The following is a 16,772-nucleotide window of genomic DNA, read 5'->3' on the forward strand; positions in this document are numbered from 1 at the left end:
GGCGAAATGCCTGAACTCCCCCCGAAAGGAACGGCTTTACCATGCGTGCCCACTGGCCGGCCGCCGCGCTGACCGCAGTCCTGACCCTCAGCACGGTCACCCTGGCGTCCGCCGCCCCCGCGTCCGCTGCCGACCCCGCCGACGCGTTCCGCGCCCGCCCCACCGGCGCCCTCGTCCAGGCCGCGGCCCTCCCGCCGCTGCCCTCCCTCCCGATCACCGCCCCCACCCCGCCCGGGACGCCCGACCTCCCCGCGGCCCCCACCGCTCCCACGCTGCCCGCCGCGCCCGCCGTCCCCGACATCGGCGGCCTGCTCGGCCCGCTCCAAGGACTCCTCGGCACCCTCACCGGCCTGCTCGGCACCGGCGCCGGCACCGGCACCGGCACCGGGGCCCCCGACACCGGCGCCGTCCAGCACCTGGTCGACCAGCTCACCGGCACCCTGCAGGGCCTGCTCGGCCCGCTCCCCGCCACCCCGCCGACCAAGCCCTGACCCCGCACCCCGCCCCCGCACACGCGGAGGGAGGGCACCCGCCGCGCGGATGCCCTCCCTGGTGCGGAGCCCGAGTCCCTACCGCTCAGCGGTAGTTCACGAACTGGATGGCGAAGTCCAGGTCCTTGCCCTTGAGCAGGGCCTGGACCGCCTGCAGGTCGTCCCGCGACTTCGAACTGACCCGCAGCTCGTCGCCCTGGACCTGGGCCTTGACGCCCTTGGGGCCCTCGTCCCGGATGATCTTCGCGACCTTCTTGGCATCGTCGGTGGTGATGCCTTCCTTGATGTCGGCGAAGATCTTGTACTCCTTGCCGGACAGCTGCGGCTCCGCCGCGTCCAGCGCCTTCAGCGACAGCCCGCGCTTCACGAACTTGGTCTGCAGCACGTCCAGGATCGCCCGGACCCGCTCCTCGCCGTTGGCCTTCATCTCGATCTTCTCGCCGGACCGCTTGATCTCGGCGCCCACGTTCTTGAAGTCGAACCGGGTGGCGATCTCGCGGGAGGTCTGGTTGATCGCGTTGTCGACCTCCTGCCACTCGACCTTCGAGACGATGTCGAAACTGGAGTCGGCCATGGGTGTTGGTCTCCTTGCACTACGGCTGCACGGTCGCGCCGCCCGCCACCGGCGAGCGACGCCCCAGCCTATCCAGCCCCCCGCGCCCCCGCCCGCAACCGCCGCCGCCCGCCCCGGCCGCGACCTGACGTAACCGAGTGGCAGACCACCCCCCAACATCAGGTATCGTTTACGACGTCGAACAGGGCAGTGCCCCGTGAGACACCATCCCTGGCTGGTTGCCCGAGCGGCCAAAGGGAGCAGACTGTAAATCTGTCGCGCAAGCTACGCAGGTTCGAACCCTGCACCAGCCACTGGATAAACGCGAAGGCCCCGGACGGCACCTGCCGTCCGGGGCCTTCGCGTTGGGCGCCCGTCCCCGCCCCGTCAGCCCTGGTGGTTCTGGCGGGGGAGGGCGAGGGCCACCGTGTCGGCGAACTCGCGGACGGCGCTGGTGCGGGAGACCACCCGGCCGCAGTGCACGACCAGCCGGGAGTGGCCGCCGGTGAGCGCGCCGTCCAGGCTGTCGCCGCGGACGGCGAGGAGCTCGGCGGGGAACCCGGCGTCGACCCGGACCGGGGCCAGGCCGAGCGCGGAGCGGGCCCGGGCGGAGACCGCCTCGTAGGCGGAGGCGGGGGAGAGCGCGCCGGTCGCGGCCAGCAGCCGGGCGGTGTCCAGCGGATCGGCCCGGCCGACCGGGTTGGAGGCGTCCCGCAGCCCGCCGCCGCCCGCCGTCAGGTTCACCCGGGCCTGCGCCAGTTCCCGCACCAGCGAGGGCCGCAGGCCGATCGGGGCTCCCTCCAGGCCGGTGCAGCCGCCGTTCTGCGGCAGGCAGGCGACCCGCATCCCGGCGCCGGCCAGCAGCCCGGCCGCGCCGGGCGGCAGCGCGCTGCACGGCCCGAGCGTGACCCGGGGCCGGTGCGGGGCCAGCGCGGCGACCAGCCGGGCCAGCTGGGCCTGGTCGGCGGCGTTGGTGTGCAGGTCGACCGGGCAGTCCGCGTCGGCCGCGGCCGCCAGCAGCACCTGCACGTACCCGGCCGGGTCCGGGTCCAGGTCGGGGCAGCCGCCCGCCACGTCCGCGCCGAGCTTGAGCGCGTCCCGCAGCTGGGCCCGCCCGTCCGCCCCGGCCAGGCCGGTGAGCAGCCGGGGCATCGCCACCGCCTGTAGCTCGGCCAGCCCGCGCAGCGCCTGACGGGCCGTGAGCACCGCCTCCAGCCGGCCCAGCCCGTGCACGTCGCCGATCCGGACGTGGGTGCGCTGCGCGGTCGCCCCGTACCCGAGCGAGGTGAGCGCCGCCTCGGTGACCCGCCGGACCAGCTCGGCCGGCCCGTCCGCGGGGGCGGCGGGCAGCGCGCTGGAGAACGCGCTGTCGTAGTGCCCGTGCGGCTCGGCCGGCGCGGGCAGCAGCAGGTAGCCGGACAGGTCGATCCGGGCTCCGGTGGTGACGGTCGGCTGCCCGGGCATCGCGGGCAGCGGCCCGAGGCTGCCGACCGTGCCGACCGCCTGGATGCGGTCCCCGCTGATCCGGACGTCCACCACCCGTCCGTCCGCCAGCCGGGCCCCGGCCAGCAGCAGCACCGGCCCGTGCCCCAGCGGGTTGGCGGCCGACGGCGGCTGGGCGCCGCCCTCGCTGCGTTCACTCATCGGCCCCGCTCCCTCCAGTCCCGTCGGCCCGGTCCCGTCGGCCGCCCGGCCGTCCCGGTGCGGGCGGCCGGCCTGCGGCGCACCCGGGAGATCACTGCCGGTCGAGCCTAGGCCGGTCCCGGCCGGGACGGTCGGATGCGGGGCGCCAGGACGTGTCGGGCGCGTTCCGGTTGCGCCGGAGGTCGAACGGGTGTCGGGTGACGGTCCGTCAGTACGGGGCCGCCGACCTGCGGAGATCCGCCGCGGATACGGATTTCACCTCTGGCCCGGAAACGTGTAATCTCTTCCTCGTTCGCCCCTATAGCTCAGTCGGTAGAGCGTCTCCATGGTAAGGAGAAGGTCTGCGGTTCGATTCCGCATGGGGGCTCTGGTGAAAGGCTCCTCGCCTCGGCGGGGTCCGATCATCAAAGCGGTGTAGCTCAGTTGGTAGAGCAAGCGGCTCATAATCGCTGTGTCACCGGTTCAAGTCCGGTCACCGCTACTCCGCGTAGTCGATCGGGGGGAGTACTCCCGATCGGCTACTCTTGTCTGTGTTCTTATTCGTTGTCCCAGGAAGGCACTCCCGTGGCTGCCACTGACGTCCGCCCGAAGATCACGCTGGCCTGCGTGGAGTGCAAGGAGCGGAACTACATCACCAAGAAGAACCGGCGTAACGACCCGGACCGTCTTGAGATGAAGAAGCACTGCCCGCGTTGCAACTCGCACACGGCGCACCGCGAAACCCGCTGACTTTGCCTCGACTCCAGGCCGCACCCCGCTGAGGGGAGCGGCCTGGAGTCATTTCTGCCTGCCTGCCTGCTCGCCTGCTCCTGCTCGCCTGTCCGTCGGGCCGGGACGCACCGCACGCGCCGGACGCACCATCGGAGGAGTTGCCCATGCCGCTCGACCCTTCGTTCATCGGGCGGACCTACCCGCCGACCGATCCGTACGAGGTCGGCCGGGAGAAGATCCGCGAGTTCGCCACCGCGATCGGTGACGCGAACCCGGCCTACACCGACGCCGAAGCGGCCAAGTCCTTCGGGCACCCGGACGTCATCGCCCCGCAGACCTTCCCCTTCATGCTGACCTTCCGGGCCGCCGCCCAGGTCGTCGAGGACCCGGAGCTCGGCCTGGACTACAGCCGGGTGGTGCACGGCGACCAGAAGTTCGCCTACACCCGCCCGGTGCGGGCCGGCGACCGGCTCTCCGTCACCATCTCGATCGACGCCATCAAGTCCCTCGCGGGCAACGAGGTGCTGACGATCCGCGGCGAGGTGCACGAGGCCAACGGCGAGCACGTGGTGACGTCGATCATGACGCTGGTGGCGCGCGCCGCCGACGAAGCCGGGGAGGAGTGACCGTGGCGGTCCGCTTTGACGAGGTCCAGGTCGGCACCGAACTGCCGGCCGGTTCGTTCCCGGTCACCCGGGCGACCCTGGTGCAGTACGCCGGGGCCTCCGGCGACTTCAACCCGATCCACTGGAACGAGAAGTTCGCCCTGGAGGTCGGCCTCCCGGACGTGATCGCCCACGGCATGTTCACCATGGCCGAGGCCGTCCGGATCGTCACCGACTGGACGGGCGACCCCGCCGCGGTGGTCGAGTACGGCGTCCGCTTCACCAAGCCCGTGATCGTCCCCAACGACGGCGTCGGCGCCACCATCGAGGTCACCGGGAAGGTCGCCGCCCTCCTCGACGACCACCGGGTCCGCGTCGACCTGATCGCCACCAGCGAGGGCCAGAAGGTCCTCGGCATGGCCCGCGCGGTCGTCCGCCTGAGCTGACGCCGGGCAGGGGCCCGCTGGGAGCGAAGCTCCAGGGGCCCGGGGAACGGCGGTGCCGAGTGGCGGGTGTCCGACGGGCTGCGAGGCGCTGCTCCGTTTCGGGCCGAAGGTCTTCTGGCCGACGCCCCGTGGCGCCCCGCTGTGTTCCGGCGCATCGCCTCTCGGCCCCGCCGTTCCCCGGGCCCCTGATTTCTTCCGCTCGGGGCTCCGGTTCCCCTTGTGAAGTTAGTGGCCAATCACTAATCTGGTGGGCATGGCCAGGAACAGCATCCGGATGTCCGCCGAGGAGCGGCGCGAGAGCGTCGTCCGCGCGGCCATGGTGGAGTTCGCCCGGGGCGGCTACCGGGGGACGTCCACGGAGGCGATCGCCCGGCGGGTGGGCGTCTCGCAGCCGTACCTGTTCCGGCTGTTCCCCAACAAGCAGGCGATCTTCCAGGCCGCGGCCGAGCACTGCATGGAGGAGACCTGGCGGGTCTTCGACCGGGCCTCGCAGGGGCTGACGGGCGAGGCCGCGCGGCACGCGATGGGGGAGGCGTACCTGAGCCTGGTCGAGGACCGGGAGCAGGTGATGATGCAGATGCAGATCTACGTCTCGGTGTTCGCGGCGGAGTCGGCCGGCGAGGGGGAGGTCGGCGAGGCGGCCCGCGCGGGCTGGCTGCACCTGTTCGAGCGGGTCCGGGAGCGGATCGGCGGCGACCAGGGCGAGGCCACCGAGTTCATGGCGCACGGCATGCTGATCAACACCCTGGTGGCCCTGGGGTATCCGACGGACCATCGGATCTGGTCCGGGTTCGAGGACCTGGAGCAGCGCGACGGGAAGCAGGACGAGGAGAGCTGAGCGCGCGGCGCTCCGTCGGAAGTACGCGGCGGGCGCCGTTTTTTCGGCCCACAAAAGTTATTGATCAATCACAACCTATGGGGGAAGTACCGTGCACAGGCAAGCCGTCCGCACACTGGTGATCGTCAGTACGGCCAGCTTCATGGCCGGGCTCGACAACCTGGTCGTCACCACCGCCCTGCCCGCCATCCGCGCCGACCTCGGGGGAGCGCTCGCCGACCTGGAGTGGACGGTCAGCGCCTACACCCTGACCTTCGCCGTGCTGCTGATGCTCGGCGCCGCCCTCGGCGACCGCTTCGGCCGCCGCCGGATGTTCCTGGCGGGGCTGACCGTCTTCACGCTCGGCTCGGCCGCGGCCGCGCTGGCCCCGAACATCGGCTCGCTGATCGCCGCCCGCGCCGTCCAGGGCGCCGGCGCGGCCGTGATGATGCCGCTCACCCTGACCCTGCTCACCGCGGCGGTGCCCGCGGCCCGGCGCGGCATGGCGTTCGGCATCTGGTCCGGCGTCGGCGGACTCGCCGTCGCCACCGGGCCGCTGATCGGCGGGAGCCTCACCGAGCACTTCTCCTGGCAGTGGATCTTCTGGGTCAACGTCCCGGTCGGACTCGTCCTGCTGCCGCTGGCCGCCCGCGGCCTCGCCGAGAGCCGGGGCGAGAACCCCCGGCTGGACGTCCCGGGCACCGTGCTGGTCAGCGGCGGGCTGTTCGGCCTGGTGCTCGGCCTGGTCCGCGGCAACCCGGACGGCTGGACCGACCCGCTGGTGCTCGGCTCGCTGACCGCCGGCGCGCTGCTGCTGCTCGCCTTCGTGGTGCACGAGGTCCGCTGGGCGAAGCGGCCGATGCTGCCGATGCGGCTGTTCCGCGGCCGGGCGTTCAGCGCCGTCAACTCCGCCAGCCTGCTGATGTACCTCGGCATGTTCGGCTCGATCTTCCTGATCAGCCAGTACTTCCAGGGCATCGGCGGCTACAGCCCGCAGCAGGCCGGCATCCGGATGCTCCCGTGGACGGCGATGCCGCTGCTGGTCGCCCCGCTGGCCGGACTGCTCACCGACCGGATCGGCGGCCGCCCCCTCGTGGTGGCCGGCCTCGTCCTGCAGGCGCTCGGCCTGCTCGGGTTCGCGCTGCTCGCCGACCACTCCGCCGGGTACGGGCAGCAGGTCCCGGTCCTGGTGGTCTGCGGCATCGGGATGTCGCTGTACTTCGCCCCCACCGCCAACCTGGTGATGGCCAGCGTCGGCCCCGGCGAACAGGGCATCGCCTCCGGCGCGAACAACGCCATGCGCGAGGTCGGCGGGGCGCTCGGCGTGGCCGTGCTGTCCGCGGTCTTCTCCGCCCGGGGCGGCTACGGCAGCGCCGCGGCCTTCACCGACGGACTCGTGCCCGCCCTGCTGGTCGGCGCCGCCGCGGTGGCCGCCGGAGCACTCGCCGCCGCCCTCGTCCCACGCCGGCACGGCATGCGGACGACCACCCCCGCCACCACCACCGCTCCCGCCGAACAGCAGATCCCCGCCGCCGCCGGCCGGGCCTGACCCCGACCCCGCCTCCCGAGAGGAGCGACCCGTGCTGTCCCTCACCCTGCCCTGGACCCCGGGCCCGGCCACCGCCGAGCCGCCCGCCCGCCCCGTGGTGATGATCGCCGAACTGGAGGTCCGCGCCCTGCGGCACGTCCCCGGCTTCCTGCTCGCCTCCCTCAAGGTCCGCCGTGCCGCCCGCCGGGCCCCCGGCTCCCTCGGCGTCGCCCTCCGCACCGCCCCGCTGCGCCGCACCTTCTGGGTGCTCTCCGCCTGGACCGACCACGACAGCCTGCGCGCCTTCGTCCGCTCCGACACCCACCGCGCCGCCATGACCGCCCTCCGCCCCGCCATGGCCCGCTCCGCCTTCGCCGACTGGGCCGCCGACACCCCGGCCGCCCCCCGCTGGGCCGAGGCCGACCGCCAGTTGGCCGCCACCGCCTGACCCCCACCGCCTGACCCCCACCGGCACCCCCGGGCCCGGCACGAGGACCTCCGCCGCACGGCGGTTCGGCGGAGGTCCCCGCGCCGGGCCCGGGCGGTGGCCCGGGGAAGGGGCGGGTCTCGCTTACGCTGGGGCCGTGATCGAGCAGATGGATGCCCCGCTGGCCCCGTTGACCACGCTGCGCCTGGGCGGCCCGGCCCGGCGGTTGGTGACGGCCGAGACGGACGCCGAGGTGGTGGCCACGGTGCGGGAGGCGGACCGGGCCGGCGAGCCGCTGCTGGTGCTGGGCGGCGGGTCGAACCTGGTGATCGGCGACGCGGGCTTCCCCGGGACGGTGCTGCGGATCGCCACCGAGGGCTTCGAGCTCGACGGCACCGCGCTGGAACTGGCGGCCGGCGAGGTCTGGTCCGACGCGGTGGCCCGCACCGTCGAGGCGGGCCTGGCCGGGATCGAGTTCCTGGCCGGCATCCCCGGCTCGGCCGGCGCCACCCCGGTGCAGAACGTGGGCGCGTACGGCCAGGAGGTCGCCGAGACCGTCACCGAGGTGGTCGCCTACGACCGCCTGCTCGGCGAGACCGTCACGCTGGCCAACGCGGACTGCGCCTTCTCCTACCGGCACAGCCGCTTCAAGGCCGACCCGGACCGGTACGTGGTGCTCCGGGTGCGGTTCGAACTGGCGGACGAGGGTGGCCTCTCCTCGCCGGTGAAGTACGCCGAGGTGGCCCGCGCGATGGGCGTCGCGGCCGAGCAGCGGGTCAAGCTCGCGGACGCCCACGCCGAGGTGCTGCGGCTGCGGGCCGGCAAGGGCATGGTGCTGGACGCCGCCGATCACGACACCTGGTCGGCCGGCTCCTTCTTCACCAACCCGATCCTGACGGACCGTCAGTACGCCGAGTTCACCGCCCGGTTGGGCGGCCTGGAGGCGCCGAGCTACCCGGCCGGCGAGGGCCGGACCAAGACCTCCGCGGCCTGGCTGATCGACAACGCGGGCTTCCGCAAGGGCCACGGCTCCGGCCCGGCGACGCTCTCCACCAAGCACACCCTGGCCCTCACCAACCGGGGCTCGGCCACCACCGAGGACCTGCTCGCGCTGGCCCGCGAGATCCGCGACGGCGTCCGGGCCGCGTTCGGCGTGGAGCTGGTCAACGAACCGGTGCTGGTCGGCGTCGCCCTCTGAAACCGGCCCGCCGGAACAGACCCGTTGGAACAGCCGGGGACGGGGTACTCAGCCCGCGGTTGAGTACCCGCGCCCTGCCGGGCCCCGCCCCGCCCGCGGGACGCTCTGCGCATGAGAACGACGCTCGCGCACCGCGCGCCCCTGCTGGTCCCGCTGCTCGCCTCCGCCCTGGCCTGGGCGCTCTGGCTCGGCTGGGACCAGCGGAAGGACGTCCACCCGGACGGCTCGGAGACCGGGCCGTACCAGCCGTGGCAGGTGGTCGGCCTGGTGCTGACGGCGGCCGCGGCGGTCTGCTGGTCCGCCTACCGGGGCCGGGCCCTGCCCGCGGCGGCCGGCGCCGCCGCGGGCCTCGCGGGCGCCGCCTGGATCGACTGGTCCGGCGAGGGCGACGGGCTGTACGTGATCGGGGTGGCGATGACCGCGCTCGGCACCCTGGCCGCCGCCGGCACGCTCGCCGCCCCGGTGGCCGCCCTCGGCCGCCGCCGACAGCACCCTTGGACCTAGACCTGCAGCGCCGCCGGGGCGGGCTCCTCCACCAGCCAGGCGTCGACCCCGGCCAGCAGCTCCTTGGCCACCTGCTCGGGGGCCCGCGAGGAGCGGATCGACTGCCGGGCCAGCTCGGCGAGTTCGGCGTCGGTGAAGGCGTGCGCCTCCCGGGCCAGCTCGTACTGGTCGGCCAGCCGGGAGCCGAACAGCAGCGGGTCGTCCGCGCCCAGGGCGAGCGGCACCCCGGCCTCGAAGAGCTGCCGCAGCGGGACGTCCTCGGGGCGCTCGTACACGCCGAGGGCGACGTTGGAGGCCGGGCAGACCTCGCAGGTGACCTGCCGGTCGGCGAGGCGCTGGAGCAGCCGCGGGTCCTCGGCGGCCCGGACGCCGTGGCCGATCCGGGCGGCGCCCAGGTCGTCCAGGCAGTCCCGGACCGAGCCCGGACCGGCCAGCTCGCCGCCGTGCGGGGCGGCGATCAGCCCGCCGTTCCGGGCGATGGCGAAGGCCCGGTCGAAGTCCCGGGCCAGGCCCCGGCGCTCGTCGTTGGACAGGCCGAACCCGATCACCCCCCGGTCGGCGTACCGGACGGCCAGCCGGGCCAGCGTCCGGGCGTCCATCGGCGACTTCATCCGGTTCGCGGCGACCAGCACCCGGATGCCGACGCCGGTCGCCGCGGAGGCCTCCCGGACGGCGTCCAGGACCAGTTCCAGGGCCGGGATCAGCCCGCCCAGCAGCGGGGCGTACGAGGTCGGGTCGACCTGGATCTCCAGCCAGCGGGAGCCGTCGGCCCGCTCGTCCTCGGCGGTCTCCAGGACCAGGCGCCGGATGTCGGACTCGTCGCGCAGGCAGGACCGCGCGGTGTCGTACAGCCGCTGGAACCGGAACCAGCCGCGCTCGTCGGTGGCCCGGAGTTTCGGCGGGGTCCCCGAACTGAGCGCCTCCGGCAGCCGGATGCCGTGCTTGTCGGCGAGTTCGAGCAGCGTCGCGGGGCGCATCGAACCGGTGAAGTGCAGGTGCAGATGGGCCTTCGGCAGGCTCCGGACATCACGCAGGCGATCCATTCACCGATCCTGCCGCAAAACGCCCGGAAACAGGAACCGCCCTCCGCGCCTCGCCCGAAGGGGTGAGCCGCGGAGGGCGGTGCTGACGGGACGTCAGTCCCGGGCCTCGCCGAGCAGCTTCTGCAGCCGGCTGACGCCCTCGACCAGGTCGGCGTCGCCCAGCGCGTAGGAGAGCCGCAGGTAGCCGGGGGTGCCGAAGGCCTCGCCGGGGACGACCGCGACCTCGGCCTCGTCCAGGATCAGCGCGGCCAGCTCGGCGGAGGTCTGCGGGCGCTTGCCGCGCAGCTCCTTGCCGAGCAGGCCCTTCACCGACGGGTAGGCGTAGAACGCGCCCTCCGGCTCGGGGCAGAACACGCCGTCGATCTCGTTCAGCATCGCCACGATCGTGCGGCGGCGGCGGTCGAAGGCGGTCTTCATCTCGTCCACCGCGGCCAGGTCGCCGGAGACGGCGGCCAGCGCCGCGCGCTGCGCCACGTTGGAGACGTTCGAGGTGGCGTGCGACTGCAGGTTGGCGGCCGCGTTGACGACGTCCTTCGGGCCGATCAGCCAGCCCACCCGCCAGCCGGTCATCGCGTAGGTCTTGGCCACGCCGTTGACCACGATGCACTTGTCGGCCAGCTCGGGCAGCAGGGCCGGCAGCGAGGTGAAGGCCGCGTCGCCGTAGACCAGGTGCTCGTAGATCTCGTCGGTCAGCACCCACAGGCCGTGCTCCAGCGCCCAGCGGCCGATCGCCTCGGCCTCGGCCTCGGTGTACACCGCGCCGGTCGGGTTGGACGGCGAGACGAACAGCACGACCTTGGTGTTCGCGGTGCGGGCGGCCTCCAGCTGCTCCACCGAGACCTTGTAGCCGGTGGTCTCGTCCGAGACGACCTCGACGGGGGTGCCGCCGGCCAGCTTCACGGCCTCCGGGTAGGTGGTCCAGTACGGGGCCGGGATGATCACCTCGTCGCCCGGGTCGAGGATCGCGGCGAAGGCGTTGTAGATCGCCTGCTTGCCGCCGTTGGTCACCAGCACCTGCGAGGCGTCCACCTGGTACCCGGAGTCGCGCAGCGTCTTGGCGGCGATCGCGGCCTTCAGCTCCGGCAGGCCGCCGGCCGGGGTGTAGCGGTGGTTCGCCGGGTCCTGGCAGGCGGCCACGGCGGCGTCCACGATGTAGCCGGGGGTCGGGAAGTCGGGCTCGCCGGCGCCGAAGCCGATCACCGGACGGCCGGCCGCCTTGAGGGCCTTGGCCTTGGCGTCGACGGCGAGGGTGGCGGACTCGGCGATGGCTCCGACCCGGGCGGAGACCCGGCGGTCGGCGGGGGAGACGTTCTCGGGGGTGGGTGCGCTCATGCCCCAAATGCTCCCAGACCGCCGGAGCCCGGGGCATCGCGGTTTCCCGTTCCCCGGCGGGGGCTTGTCGACCGCCGCCCGGAGCGCCGGACGATCTCGGGCGGAAGACGGTGACGGCCGGACAATCTCGGTCGGATCACGGGAAAAGTCGGTGAATCCGGTTCCCGGTGAATGAGGTTCGACCAATCGGCGAAGAACCCGTACACTCACTGCTCGATGGCTCCCGAAGTGCGGGTCCTCCGGTCGGGTTCACCACACGGCCGGTCGGATGCGGTAGGTTGGGGCCACGTCGGAGCCGCGAGGTTTCGAAGGGCACTAGCTCAATTGGTAGAGCACCGGTCTCCAAAACCGGCGGTTGGGGGTTCGAGTCCCTCGTGCCCTGCTGCTTGATCCGTGCAAGCCCGTTCGCTCCACCGGAGCGAGCGGGCTTGATGCGGAGAGGGCCCCACCCAGCACTGCTTTCGCCGGATCGCCCGTGCCGCAGGCACGGAAGCTCCGCAGGACCCGGATTCAGGTGAGGACGAGTGACGGAGACCACGGGCTCCACCGCAACGCCTGAGAGTGGCAACCCCGAGGGGGCCGAAGGCGCGGCGGACGAGACCACCGCGGCGGACGGCAAGCTGTCCCGGCGCGAGCGTCGGCGTGCCAACAAGGCCGCCGGTGGCGAGGGTGGCAAGAAGTCCGGCAAGCGGGCCAAGAAGGGCCTGTTCGCCCGGATCGGCATCTTCTACCGTCAGATCATCGCCGAGCTCCGCAAGGTGGTCTGGCCCACCCGCAGCCAGCTGATCCAGTACACCACCGTCGTCGTGACCTTCGTGATCGTGATGATGCTGCTGGTCGCCGGTCTGGACTGGGGCTTCTCGAAGCTCGCCTTCTGGGTCTTCGGCTGAGACCCGGTCCGACAGGCCGACAGCGCAGGGAGTCCCGCCGGACCCCGCACCGACACACCACCCCGACCCGGGCCGAACCCTTCGGCCCGGGTCGAGTTGTCGGCGCGAAGCCCGGCGGGCGACTACCGTTGAGTCGGTACTGTTGAGGTATCCGTTCCCACCAGGAAAGAAGCAGCGACCGTGTCTGAGTCCCCCCTGTACGACGCCGACGAGACCGTCCGCGAGGCGGATGTCGCCGCCGAGCCGGACGCGGCCGAGGCTGCTGCCGACGTCGAGGCCGCCGAGGAGATCGTCTACGAGGCGGACGCCGCGGAGGACGAGGTCGAGGCCGCCGACGAGCGGGAGGCCGGCGAACCGGCCGAGGCCGCCGCCGTGCACGAGGTGGACGAGACCGAGGCCGCCGCGGAGGAAGCCTTCACCGAGGCCGACGAGACCGCAGAGGCCGTCGAGACCGATGGGGCCGACGAGACCGCCGAGGAGTCCGCGGAGCCGGTCGAGGAGGTCGAGAGCGACCCGGTCGCCGAGTTCCGCGAGCAGCTGCGCCGCGCCCCCGGCGAGTGGTACGTCATCCACACCTACGCCGGCTACGAGAACCGGGTGAAGCAGAACCTGGAGCAGCGCTCCGTCTCGCTGAACGTCGAGGACTACATCTTCGAGTCCCAGGTTCCGCAGGAGGAGGTCGTCCAGATCAAGAACGGCGACCGCAAGACCATCCGGCAGAACAAGCTCCCCGGCTACGTGCTGGTCCGGATGGACCTCACCCCGGAGTCCTGGGGCGTCGTGCGCAACACCCCCGGCGTCACCGGCTTCGTCGGCAACGCCTACGACCCGTACCCGCTGACGCTGGACGAGGTCGTCAAGATGCTCGCCCCCGACGTGGAGCGCGCCGCCGCCAAGGAGGCCGGCAAGGCCTCCCCGGTGCGCCCGGTCGAGGTGCAGGTGCTCGACTTCGAGGTCGGCGACTCGGTCACCGTCACCGACGGTCCGTTCGCCACCCTGCAGGCGACCATCAACGAGATCAACCCCGACTCGAAGAAGGTCAAGGGCCTGGTGGAGATCTTCGGCCGGGAGACCCCGGTCGAGCTCTCCTTCGACCAGATCCAGAAGAACTGATCCAGCAGAACCGATCCAGCCACTCCGGTTCCGGGGCGGGAGCGAAGGCTCCCGCCCCGGAACCGTTTTGGTCCAGCGACGCCTCAGCGGTTAGCCTGGTCCGATGTGTGTCCTGGCGGTCGGGTTTCGCCCCGGGGTCGGGCACATCAGCAATCACCTCTCGGAAGGACCCGGAGAGAAATGCCTCCCAAGAAGAAGAAGGTCACGGGGCTTATCAAGCTCCAGATCAACGCCGGTGCGGCCAACCCGGCCCCGCCGGTCGGCCCCGCGCTCGGTCAGCACGGTGTCAACATCATGGAGTTCTGCAAGGCGTACAACGCGGCCACCGAGTCGCAGCGCGGCATGATCGTGCCGGTGGAGATCACGGTCTACGACGACCGCTCCTTCACCTTCATCACGAAGACCCCGCCGGCCGCTCGCCTCATCCTGAAGGCCGCGGGCATCGACAAGGGCTCCAAGGAGCCGCACAAGACCAAGGTCGCCAAGCTGACCTCGGCCCAGGTGCGCGAGATCGCCACCACCAAGATGCCCGACCTGAACGCCAACGACCTGGACGCGGCGGAGAAGATCATCGCCGGCACCGCCCGGTCGATGGGCATCACCGTCGAGGGCTGACCAGCCCGTACGTCCCCGTGGTAGGGCCCCGCGCGGCCCGTTCCCACCACGAACTCCATAACCACCAGGAGCAGCAGTGAAGCGCAGCAAGGCCCTCAAGGCCGCGGACGCCCAGATCGACCGCGCCCGGATCTACGCCCCCCTCGAGGCCGTCCGCCTCGCCAAGGCGACCTCCACCACCAAGTTCGACGGCACCGTCGAGGTCGCCATGCGTCTGGGCGTCGACCCGCGCAAGGCCGACCAGATGGTCCGCAGCACCGTCATCCTCCCGCACGGCACCGGTAAGACCGCTCGGGTCCTGGTCTTCGCGAACGGTGAGCGTGCCGAGGCCGCGCGTGCCGCCGGCGCCGACATCGTCGGCTCCGACGAGCTGATCGACGAGGTCGCCAAGGGTCGTCTGGACTTCGACGCCGTCGTCGCCACCCCGGACCTGATGGGCAAGGTCGGCCGCCTGGGCCGCGTGCTCGGTCCCCGTGGCCTGATGCCGAACCCGAAGACCGGCACCGTGACCCCGGACGTCGCCAAGGCCGTCAACGACATCAAGGGCGGCAAGATCGAGTTCCGCGTCGACAAGCACTCGAACCTCCACCTGATCATCGGCAAGACCTCGTTCTCCGACGAGCAGCTGGTCGAGAACTACGCCGCCGCGCTGGACGAGGTCCTCCGGGCCAAGCCGTCCGCCGCCAAGGGCCGTTACGTGAAGAAGATCGCCTTCTCCACCACCATGGGCCCCGGCATCCAGGTGGACCCGAACCGCACCCGCAACCTCCTCGTCGAGGAGGACCCGGCGGCGGTCTGACCCCAGGTCAGTGCCCCCAGCGGTCCCGTCCGACGGCCCGCACCCCGGCAGGGGTGCGGGCCGTCGGCCTGTCCTACGGGTTTGCGCCGCGGTCGGAGCCGTCGGGTAGAGTCCGATCGCCTTTCCTGAGAATCCGATTAGAGGGGGACCCTCGTGCGCGCTCTGCGTACCCTTGCCGTGGCCTGCCTGGCCGCCGGCGTCCTGACCGCCTGCAGCAGCTCCGGCGGATCGACCGAGACCAAGGCCGGCTCCGGCTCCAGCGCGGCCGCCGGTGCGGGCGCCTCGCAGGGCGCGTCGGCCGCCGCCGACGGTGCCGCCGCTGCGGGCGCGGCGTCCAAGCTCGCCCCGAAGGACGCCCTGCTGGCCTCGGCCGCGGTGATGGACAAGGCCGGCAGCGCCAAGCTCACCCTCTCCGGCGAGACCGAGGGCACCGCCGACTACGTCTGGAAGACCCCGTCGTCCTTCCTGATGAGCACCACGGACGAGGGCAAGGAGGTCAAGGTCCTCTTCGCCAACGACGTGATGTACGTCGGCGTGACCGCGGACATGGCCGCGGTGGCCGGCAACAAGAAGTGGATGAAGCTGGACCCGAAGGCGGGCGGGGCCGCCGCCGGCGGGGCCGACGCGGGCGCCTTCGCCTCGATGATGCAGCTGATGAACCCGTCGGTGCAGCTGGTCACCGCCGCGCCGGGCGCGAAGCTGGTCGGTGCCGAGACGGTCGCGGGCCAGAGCACCACGCACTACCGCAGCGAGGTCAAGGTCGACGACATGGTCGCCAAGATGCAGCTCGCCCCGGAGCTCAAGGCGCAGGTGCTGGCCGAGCTGAAGAAGAAGGGCAACACCGCCACCGCTGACCTCTGGATCAACGCCAAGGGCGAGCTGGTCCAGCAGTCCAACGCGGACGCCTCCACCGCCGGCGCCAAGCCGAGCACGATCGGCTACTCCAAGCTCGGCGAGGTCAAGGCCACCCCGGCCCCGGCCGACGCCGACGTCTTCTCGCTCGCGGACCTGCTGAAGCAGTAGTCGGCGCCGTCCGGCCCGCGCCGTCCGGCCCGCGCCGTCCGGCCCGCGCCGCCCGGGGTCGCTCCCCGGGCGGCGCGGGCCGCATGGCATGGTGGGGGAGCGGACGCGGGCGACGGCGGCAGGAGGAGGGACCGATGGCGGCACCGGCGCGATGGGCCGCGGCCCTGCTGGCCGCCGTCCTGCTGGGCGGCGCGGCCACCGGCTGCACCGGCTCCGCCCCCGCGCCGGACCCGGCGGCCACCGCCACCGCCGGCGTCGCGCCCTCCAGCCCGCAGCCCAGCCCCACCGACCGCTCCCCGCACGGGGTGCTGCTCTCCGCGCAGCTGGCGCTGCACGACGCCCGGCGGGCCGAGTTCCGGGCCGTGCTGGGCGAGGACCGGGCCCGGGGCGCGCTGTTCTGGGCCCCCAAGACGGTGCTCAAGTACCAGTCCGACCTGGACGCCCGGCTGCTGATGGTGCTGGACACCTCCGCCTACCTGGGCGGCGACCAGGCCAGTGCGCTGCGGCTGGGCGGCCCGCACTGGCAGAAGTTCGCCGGCGGCCGGACCCCGTACGCCGCGCTGATCGACCGGCTCAGCCCGGTGGTGGCCGTCACCGCCGCGGTCGCCGCGAGCGACCCGGTGCCGCTCGGCGAGGAGAAGCTGCTCGACGGCACCGCCGCGCACTACCGGGTGACGCTGACCGCCGCCCGGTACGCGGCCGCGCAGACCCAGCTCGACCCGGCGCGCCGACAGGCCCTGGAGAGCGCGCTCGGCCCCGGCGAGGTGGTGCTCGACCTCTGGCTCAACGACCGCGACCAGCTGGTCCAACTCCGGCGTGCCGCAGCCGAGGTGGACACCGTCTCGTACGCCGAGTACGGCAGCTCCGCGCTCTCCGTCCAGGCCCCGGCCGAGGCCGACACCGCGGACGCCGGATCGGCCAGCCCGCCCGCCTTCCCGTAACCCGATTTGGTCAAACCGGTCCGGCCCGGCTACGCTGGCCGAGCCAAAGACCGCTGGTTGTCGCCGTGGGCCCGCAAGGGTGGACGGCACCG

The 16,772-nt window shown here is 72.8% G+C and carries 19 protein-coding genes and 4 tRNA genes; 19 read left to right on the forward strand and 4 right to left on the reverse strand.

Annotated elements, in window-relative coordinates; genetic code table 11:
• Positions 1 to 41: 41 nt before the first annotated feature.
• Entirely contained in the window at positions 42 to 491 is a 450-nt protein-coding gene (locus tag ACIOHG_RS09345) for a hypothetical protein (protein WP_400947415.1), read from the forward strand.
• 85 nt (positions 492 to 576) lie between these two features.
• Here the strand turns inward: ACIOHG_RS09345 and ACIOHG_RS09350 are convergent, their stop codons facing one another.
• On the reverse strand, positions 577 to 1,065 hold the full coding sequence (locus ACIOHG_RS09350; RefSeq protein ID WP_033214088.1) for a YajQ family cyclic di-GMP-binding protein: 489 nt from the start codon (positions 1,063 to 1,065) through the stop codon (positions 577 to 579).
• A 212-nt stretch (positions 1,066 to 1,277) separates the two neighbouring features.
• Between ACIOHG_RS09350 and ACIOHG_RS09355 the strand changes: the two genes are divergently transcribed.
• Positions 1,278 to 1,358, forward strand: a tRNA-Tyr gene (locus ACIOHG_RS09355).
• Positions 1,359 to 1,431: 73 nt separating this feature from the next.
• On the opposite strand, the gene ACIOHG_RS09360 is transcribed toward ACIOHG_RS09355, so the two are convergent.
• Complete coding sequence (locus ACIOHG_RS09360) at positions 1,432 to 2,688, reverse strand: hydrolase (protein WP_400947418.1); 1,257 nt, start codon at positions 2,686 to 2,688, stop codon at positions 1,432 to 1,434.
• Between the two features lie 294 nt (positions 2,689 to 2,982).
• On the opposite strand from ACIOHG_RS09360, the gene ACIOHG_RS09365 reads away from it, so the two are divergent.
• The 10 genes from ACIOHG_RS09365 to ACIOHG_RS09410 all read left to right on the forward strand — a co-directional run bounded on the left by ACIOHG_RS09365 (position 2,983) and on the right by ACIOHG_RS09410 (position 8,924).
• Positions 2,983 to 3,055 (forward strand) — tRNA-Thr (locus tag ACIOHG_RS09365).
• A 41-nt stretch (positions 3,056 to 3,096) separates the two neighbouring features.
• Positions 3,097 to 3,169 (forward strand) — tRNA-Met (locus ACIOHG_RS09370).
• Between the two features lie 83 nt (positions 3,170 to 3,252).
• The gene (gene rpmG, locus ACIOHG_RS09375) at positions 3,253 to 3,417 is read left to right on the forward strand and encodes a 50S ribosomal protein L33 (protein ID WP_006604855.1); all 165 of its coding nucleotides are present in this window, start codon (positions 3,253 to 3,255) and stop codon (positions 3,415 to 3,417) included.
• 146 nt (positions 3,418 to 3,563) lie between these two features.
• Complete coding sequence (locus ACIOHG_RS09380) at positions 3,564 to 4,025, forward strand: MaoC family dehydratase N-terminal domain-containing protein (RefSeq protein ID WP_400947421.1); 462 nt, start codon at positions 3,564 to 3,566, stop codon at positions 4,023 to 4,025.
• A complete protein-coding gene (locus ACIOHG_RS09385; protein ID WP_400947423.1) occupies positions 4,022 to 4,450 on the forward strand; it encodes a MaoC family dehydratase in 429 nt (142 codons plus the stop codon). Before ACIOHG_RS09380 ends, ACIOHG_RS09385 begins: the two co-directional genes overlap by 4 nt.
• A gap of 253 nt (positions 4,451 to 4,703) precedes the next feature.
• Positions 4,704 to 5,288: a TetR/AcrR family transcriptional regulator gene (locus tag ACIOHG_RS09390; protein WP_400947425.1), complete on the forward strand. Its 585-nt coding sequence runs from the start codon at positions 4,704 to 4,706 to the stop codon at positions 5,286 to 5,288.
• Between the two features lie 142 nt (positions 5,289 to 5,430).
• Entirely contained in the window at positions 5,431 to 6,816 is a 1,386-nt protein-coding gene (locus ACIOHG_RS09395; RefSeq protein ID WP_400947667.1) for an MFS transporter, read from the forward strand.
• A gap of 31 nt (positions 6,817 to 6,847) precedes the next feature.
• Positions 6,848 to 7,243, forward strand: a complete 396-nt coding sequence (locus ACIOHG_RS09400; RefSeq protein ID WP_400947427.1) for an antibiotic biosynthesis monooxygenase family protein — start codon at positions 6,848 to 6,850, stop codon at positions 7,241 to 7,243.
• A 136-nt stretch (positions 7,244 to 7,379) separates the two neighbouring features.
• On the forward strand, positions 7,380 to 8,420 hold the full coding sequence (locus tag ACIOHG_RS09405) for a UDP-N-acetylmuramate dehydrogenase (protein WP_400947430.1): 1,041 nt from the start codon (positions 7,380 to 7,382) through the stop codon (positions 8,418 to 8,420).
• Positions 8,421 to 8,531: 111 nt separating this feature from the next.
• Entirely contained in the window at positions 8,532 to 8,924 is a 393-nt protein-coding gene (locus ACIOHG_RS09410; protein ID WP_400947433.1) for a hypothetical protein, read from the forward strand.
• Here ACIOHG_RS09410 and ACIOHG_RS09415 read toward each other — a convergent pair.
• On the reverse strand, positions 8,921 to 9,967 hold the full coding sequence (locus tag ACIOHG_RS09415; RefSeq protein WP_400947436.1) for an adenosine deaminase: 1,047 nt from the start codon (positions 9,965 to 9,967) through the stop codon (positions 8,921 to 8,923). The genes ACIOHG_RS09410 and ACIOHG_RS09415 overlap by 4 nt on opposite strands.
• A 93-nt stretch (positions 9,968 to 10,060) precedes the next feature.
• Positions 10,061 to 11,299 carry a pyridoxal phosphate-dependent aminotransferase gene (locus ACIOHG_RS09420; RefSeq protein WP_400947438.1) on the reverse strand — a complete coding sequence of 413 codons (1,239 nt, stop codon included), beginning with the start codon at positions 11,297 to 11,299 and terminating at the stop codon, positions 10,061 to 10,063.
• A gap of 309 nt (positions 11,300 to 11,608) precedes the next feature.
• On the opposite strand from ACIOHG_RS09420, the gene ACIOHG_RS09425 reads away from it, so the two are divergent.
• The 7 genes from ACIOHG_RS09425 (at position 11,609) to ACIOHG_RS09455 (ending at position 16,680) form a co-directional block, all read left to right on the forward strand.
• Positions 11,609 to 11,681 (forward strand) — tRNA-Trp (locus ACIOHG_RS09425).
• 142 nt (positions 11,682 to 11,823) lie between these two features.
• The gene (secE, locus tag ACIOHG_RS09430) at positions 11,824 to 12,189 is read left to right on the forward strand and encodes a preprotein translocase subunit SecE (protein ID WP_400947440.1); all 366 of its coding nucleotides are present in this window, start codon (positions 11,824 to 11,826) and stop codon (positions 12,187 to 12,189) included.
• 180 nt (positions 12,190 to 12,369) lie between these two features.
• Positions 12,370 to 13,302 (forward strand): transcription termination/antitermination protein NusG, encoded by a 933-nt coding sequence (nusG, locus tag ACIOHG_RS09435; RefSeq protein ID WP_400947442.1) that lies wholly within the window; start codon positions 12,370 to 12,372, stop codon positions 13,300 to 13,302.
• A 180-nt stretch (positions 13,303 to 13,482) separates the two neighbouring features.
• Positions 13,483 to 13,917: a 50S ribosomal protein L11 gene (gene rplK, locus ACIOHG_RS09440; RefSeq protein WP_363597234.1), complete on the forward strand. Its 435-nt coding sequence runs from the start codon at positions 13,483 to 13,485 to the stop codon at positions 13,915 to 13,917.
• A 76-nt stretch (positions 13,918 to 13,993) separates the two neighbouring features.
• The gene (gene rplA, locus ACIOHG_RS09445) at positions 13,994 to 14,716 is read left to right on the forward strand and encodes a 50S ribosomal protein L1 (RefSeq protein WP_400947445.1); all 723 of its coding nucleotides are present in this window, start codon (positions 13,994 to 13,996) and stop codon (positions 14,714 to 14,716) included.
• A gap of 153 nt (positions 14,717 to 14,869) precedes the next feature.
• A complete protein-coding gene (locus tag ACIOHG_RS09450) occupies positions 14,870 to 15,739 on the forward strand; it encodes a hypothetical protein (protein WP_400947448.1) in 870 nt (289 codons plus the stop codon).
• A 134-nt stretch (positions 15,740 to 15,873) separates the two neighbouring features.
• Positions 15,874 to 16,680 carry a hypothetical protein gene (locus ACIOHG_RS09455; protein WP_400947450.1) on the forward strand — a complete coding sequence of 269 codons (807 nt, stop codon included), beginning with the start codon at positions 15,874 to 15,876 and terminating at the stop codon, positions 16,678 to 16,680.
• The last annotated feature ends 92 nt before the right edge of the window (positions 16,681 to 16,772 follow it).

This window comes from Kitasatospora sp. NPDC088134, assembly GCF_044741705.1.
GTDB lineage: Bacteria > Actinomycetota > Actinomycetes > Streptomycetales > Streptomycetaceae > Kitasatospora.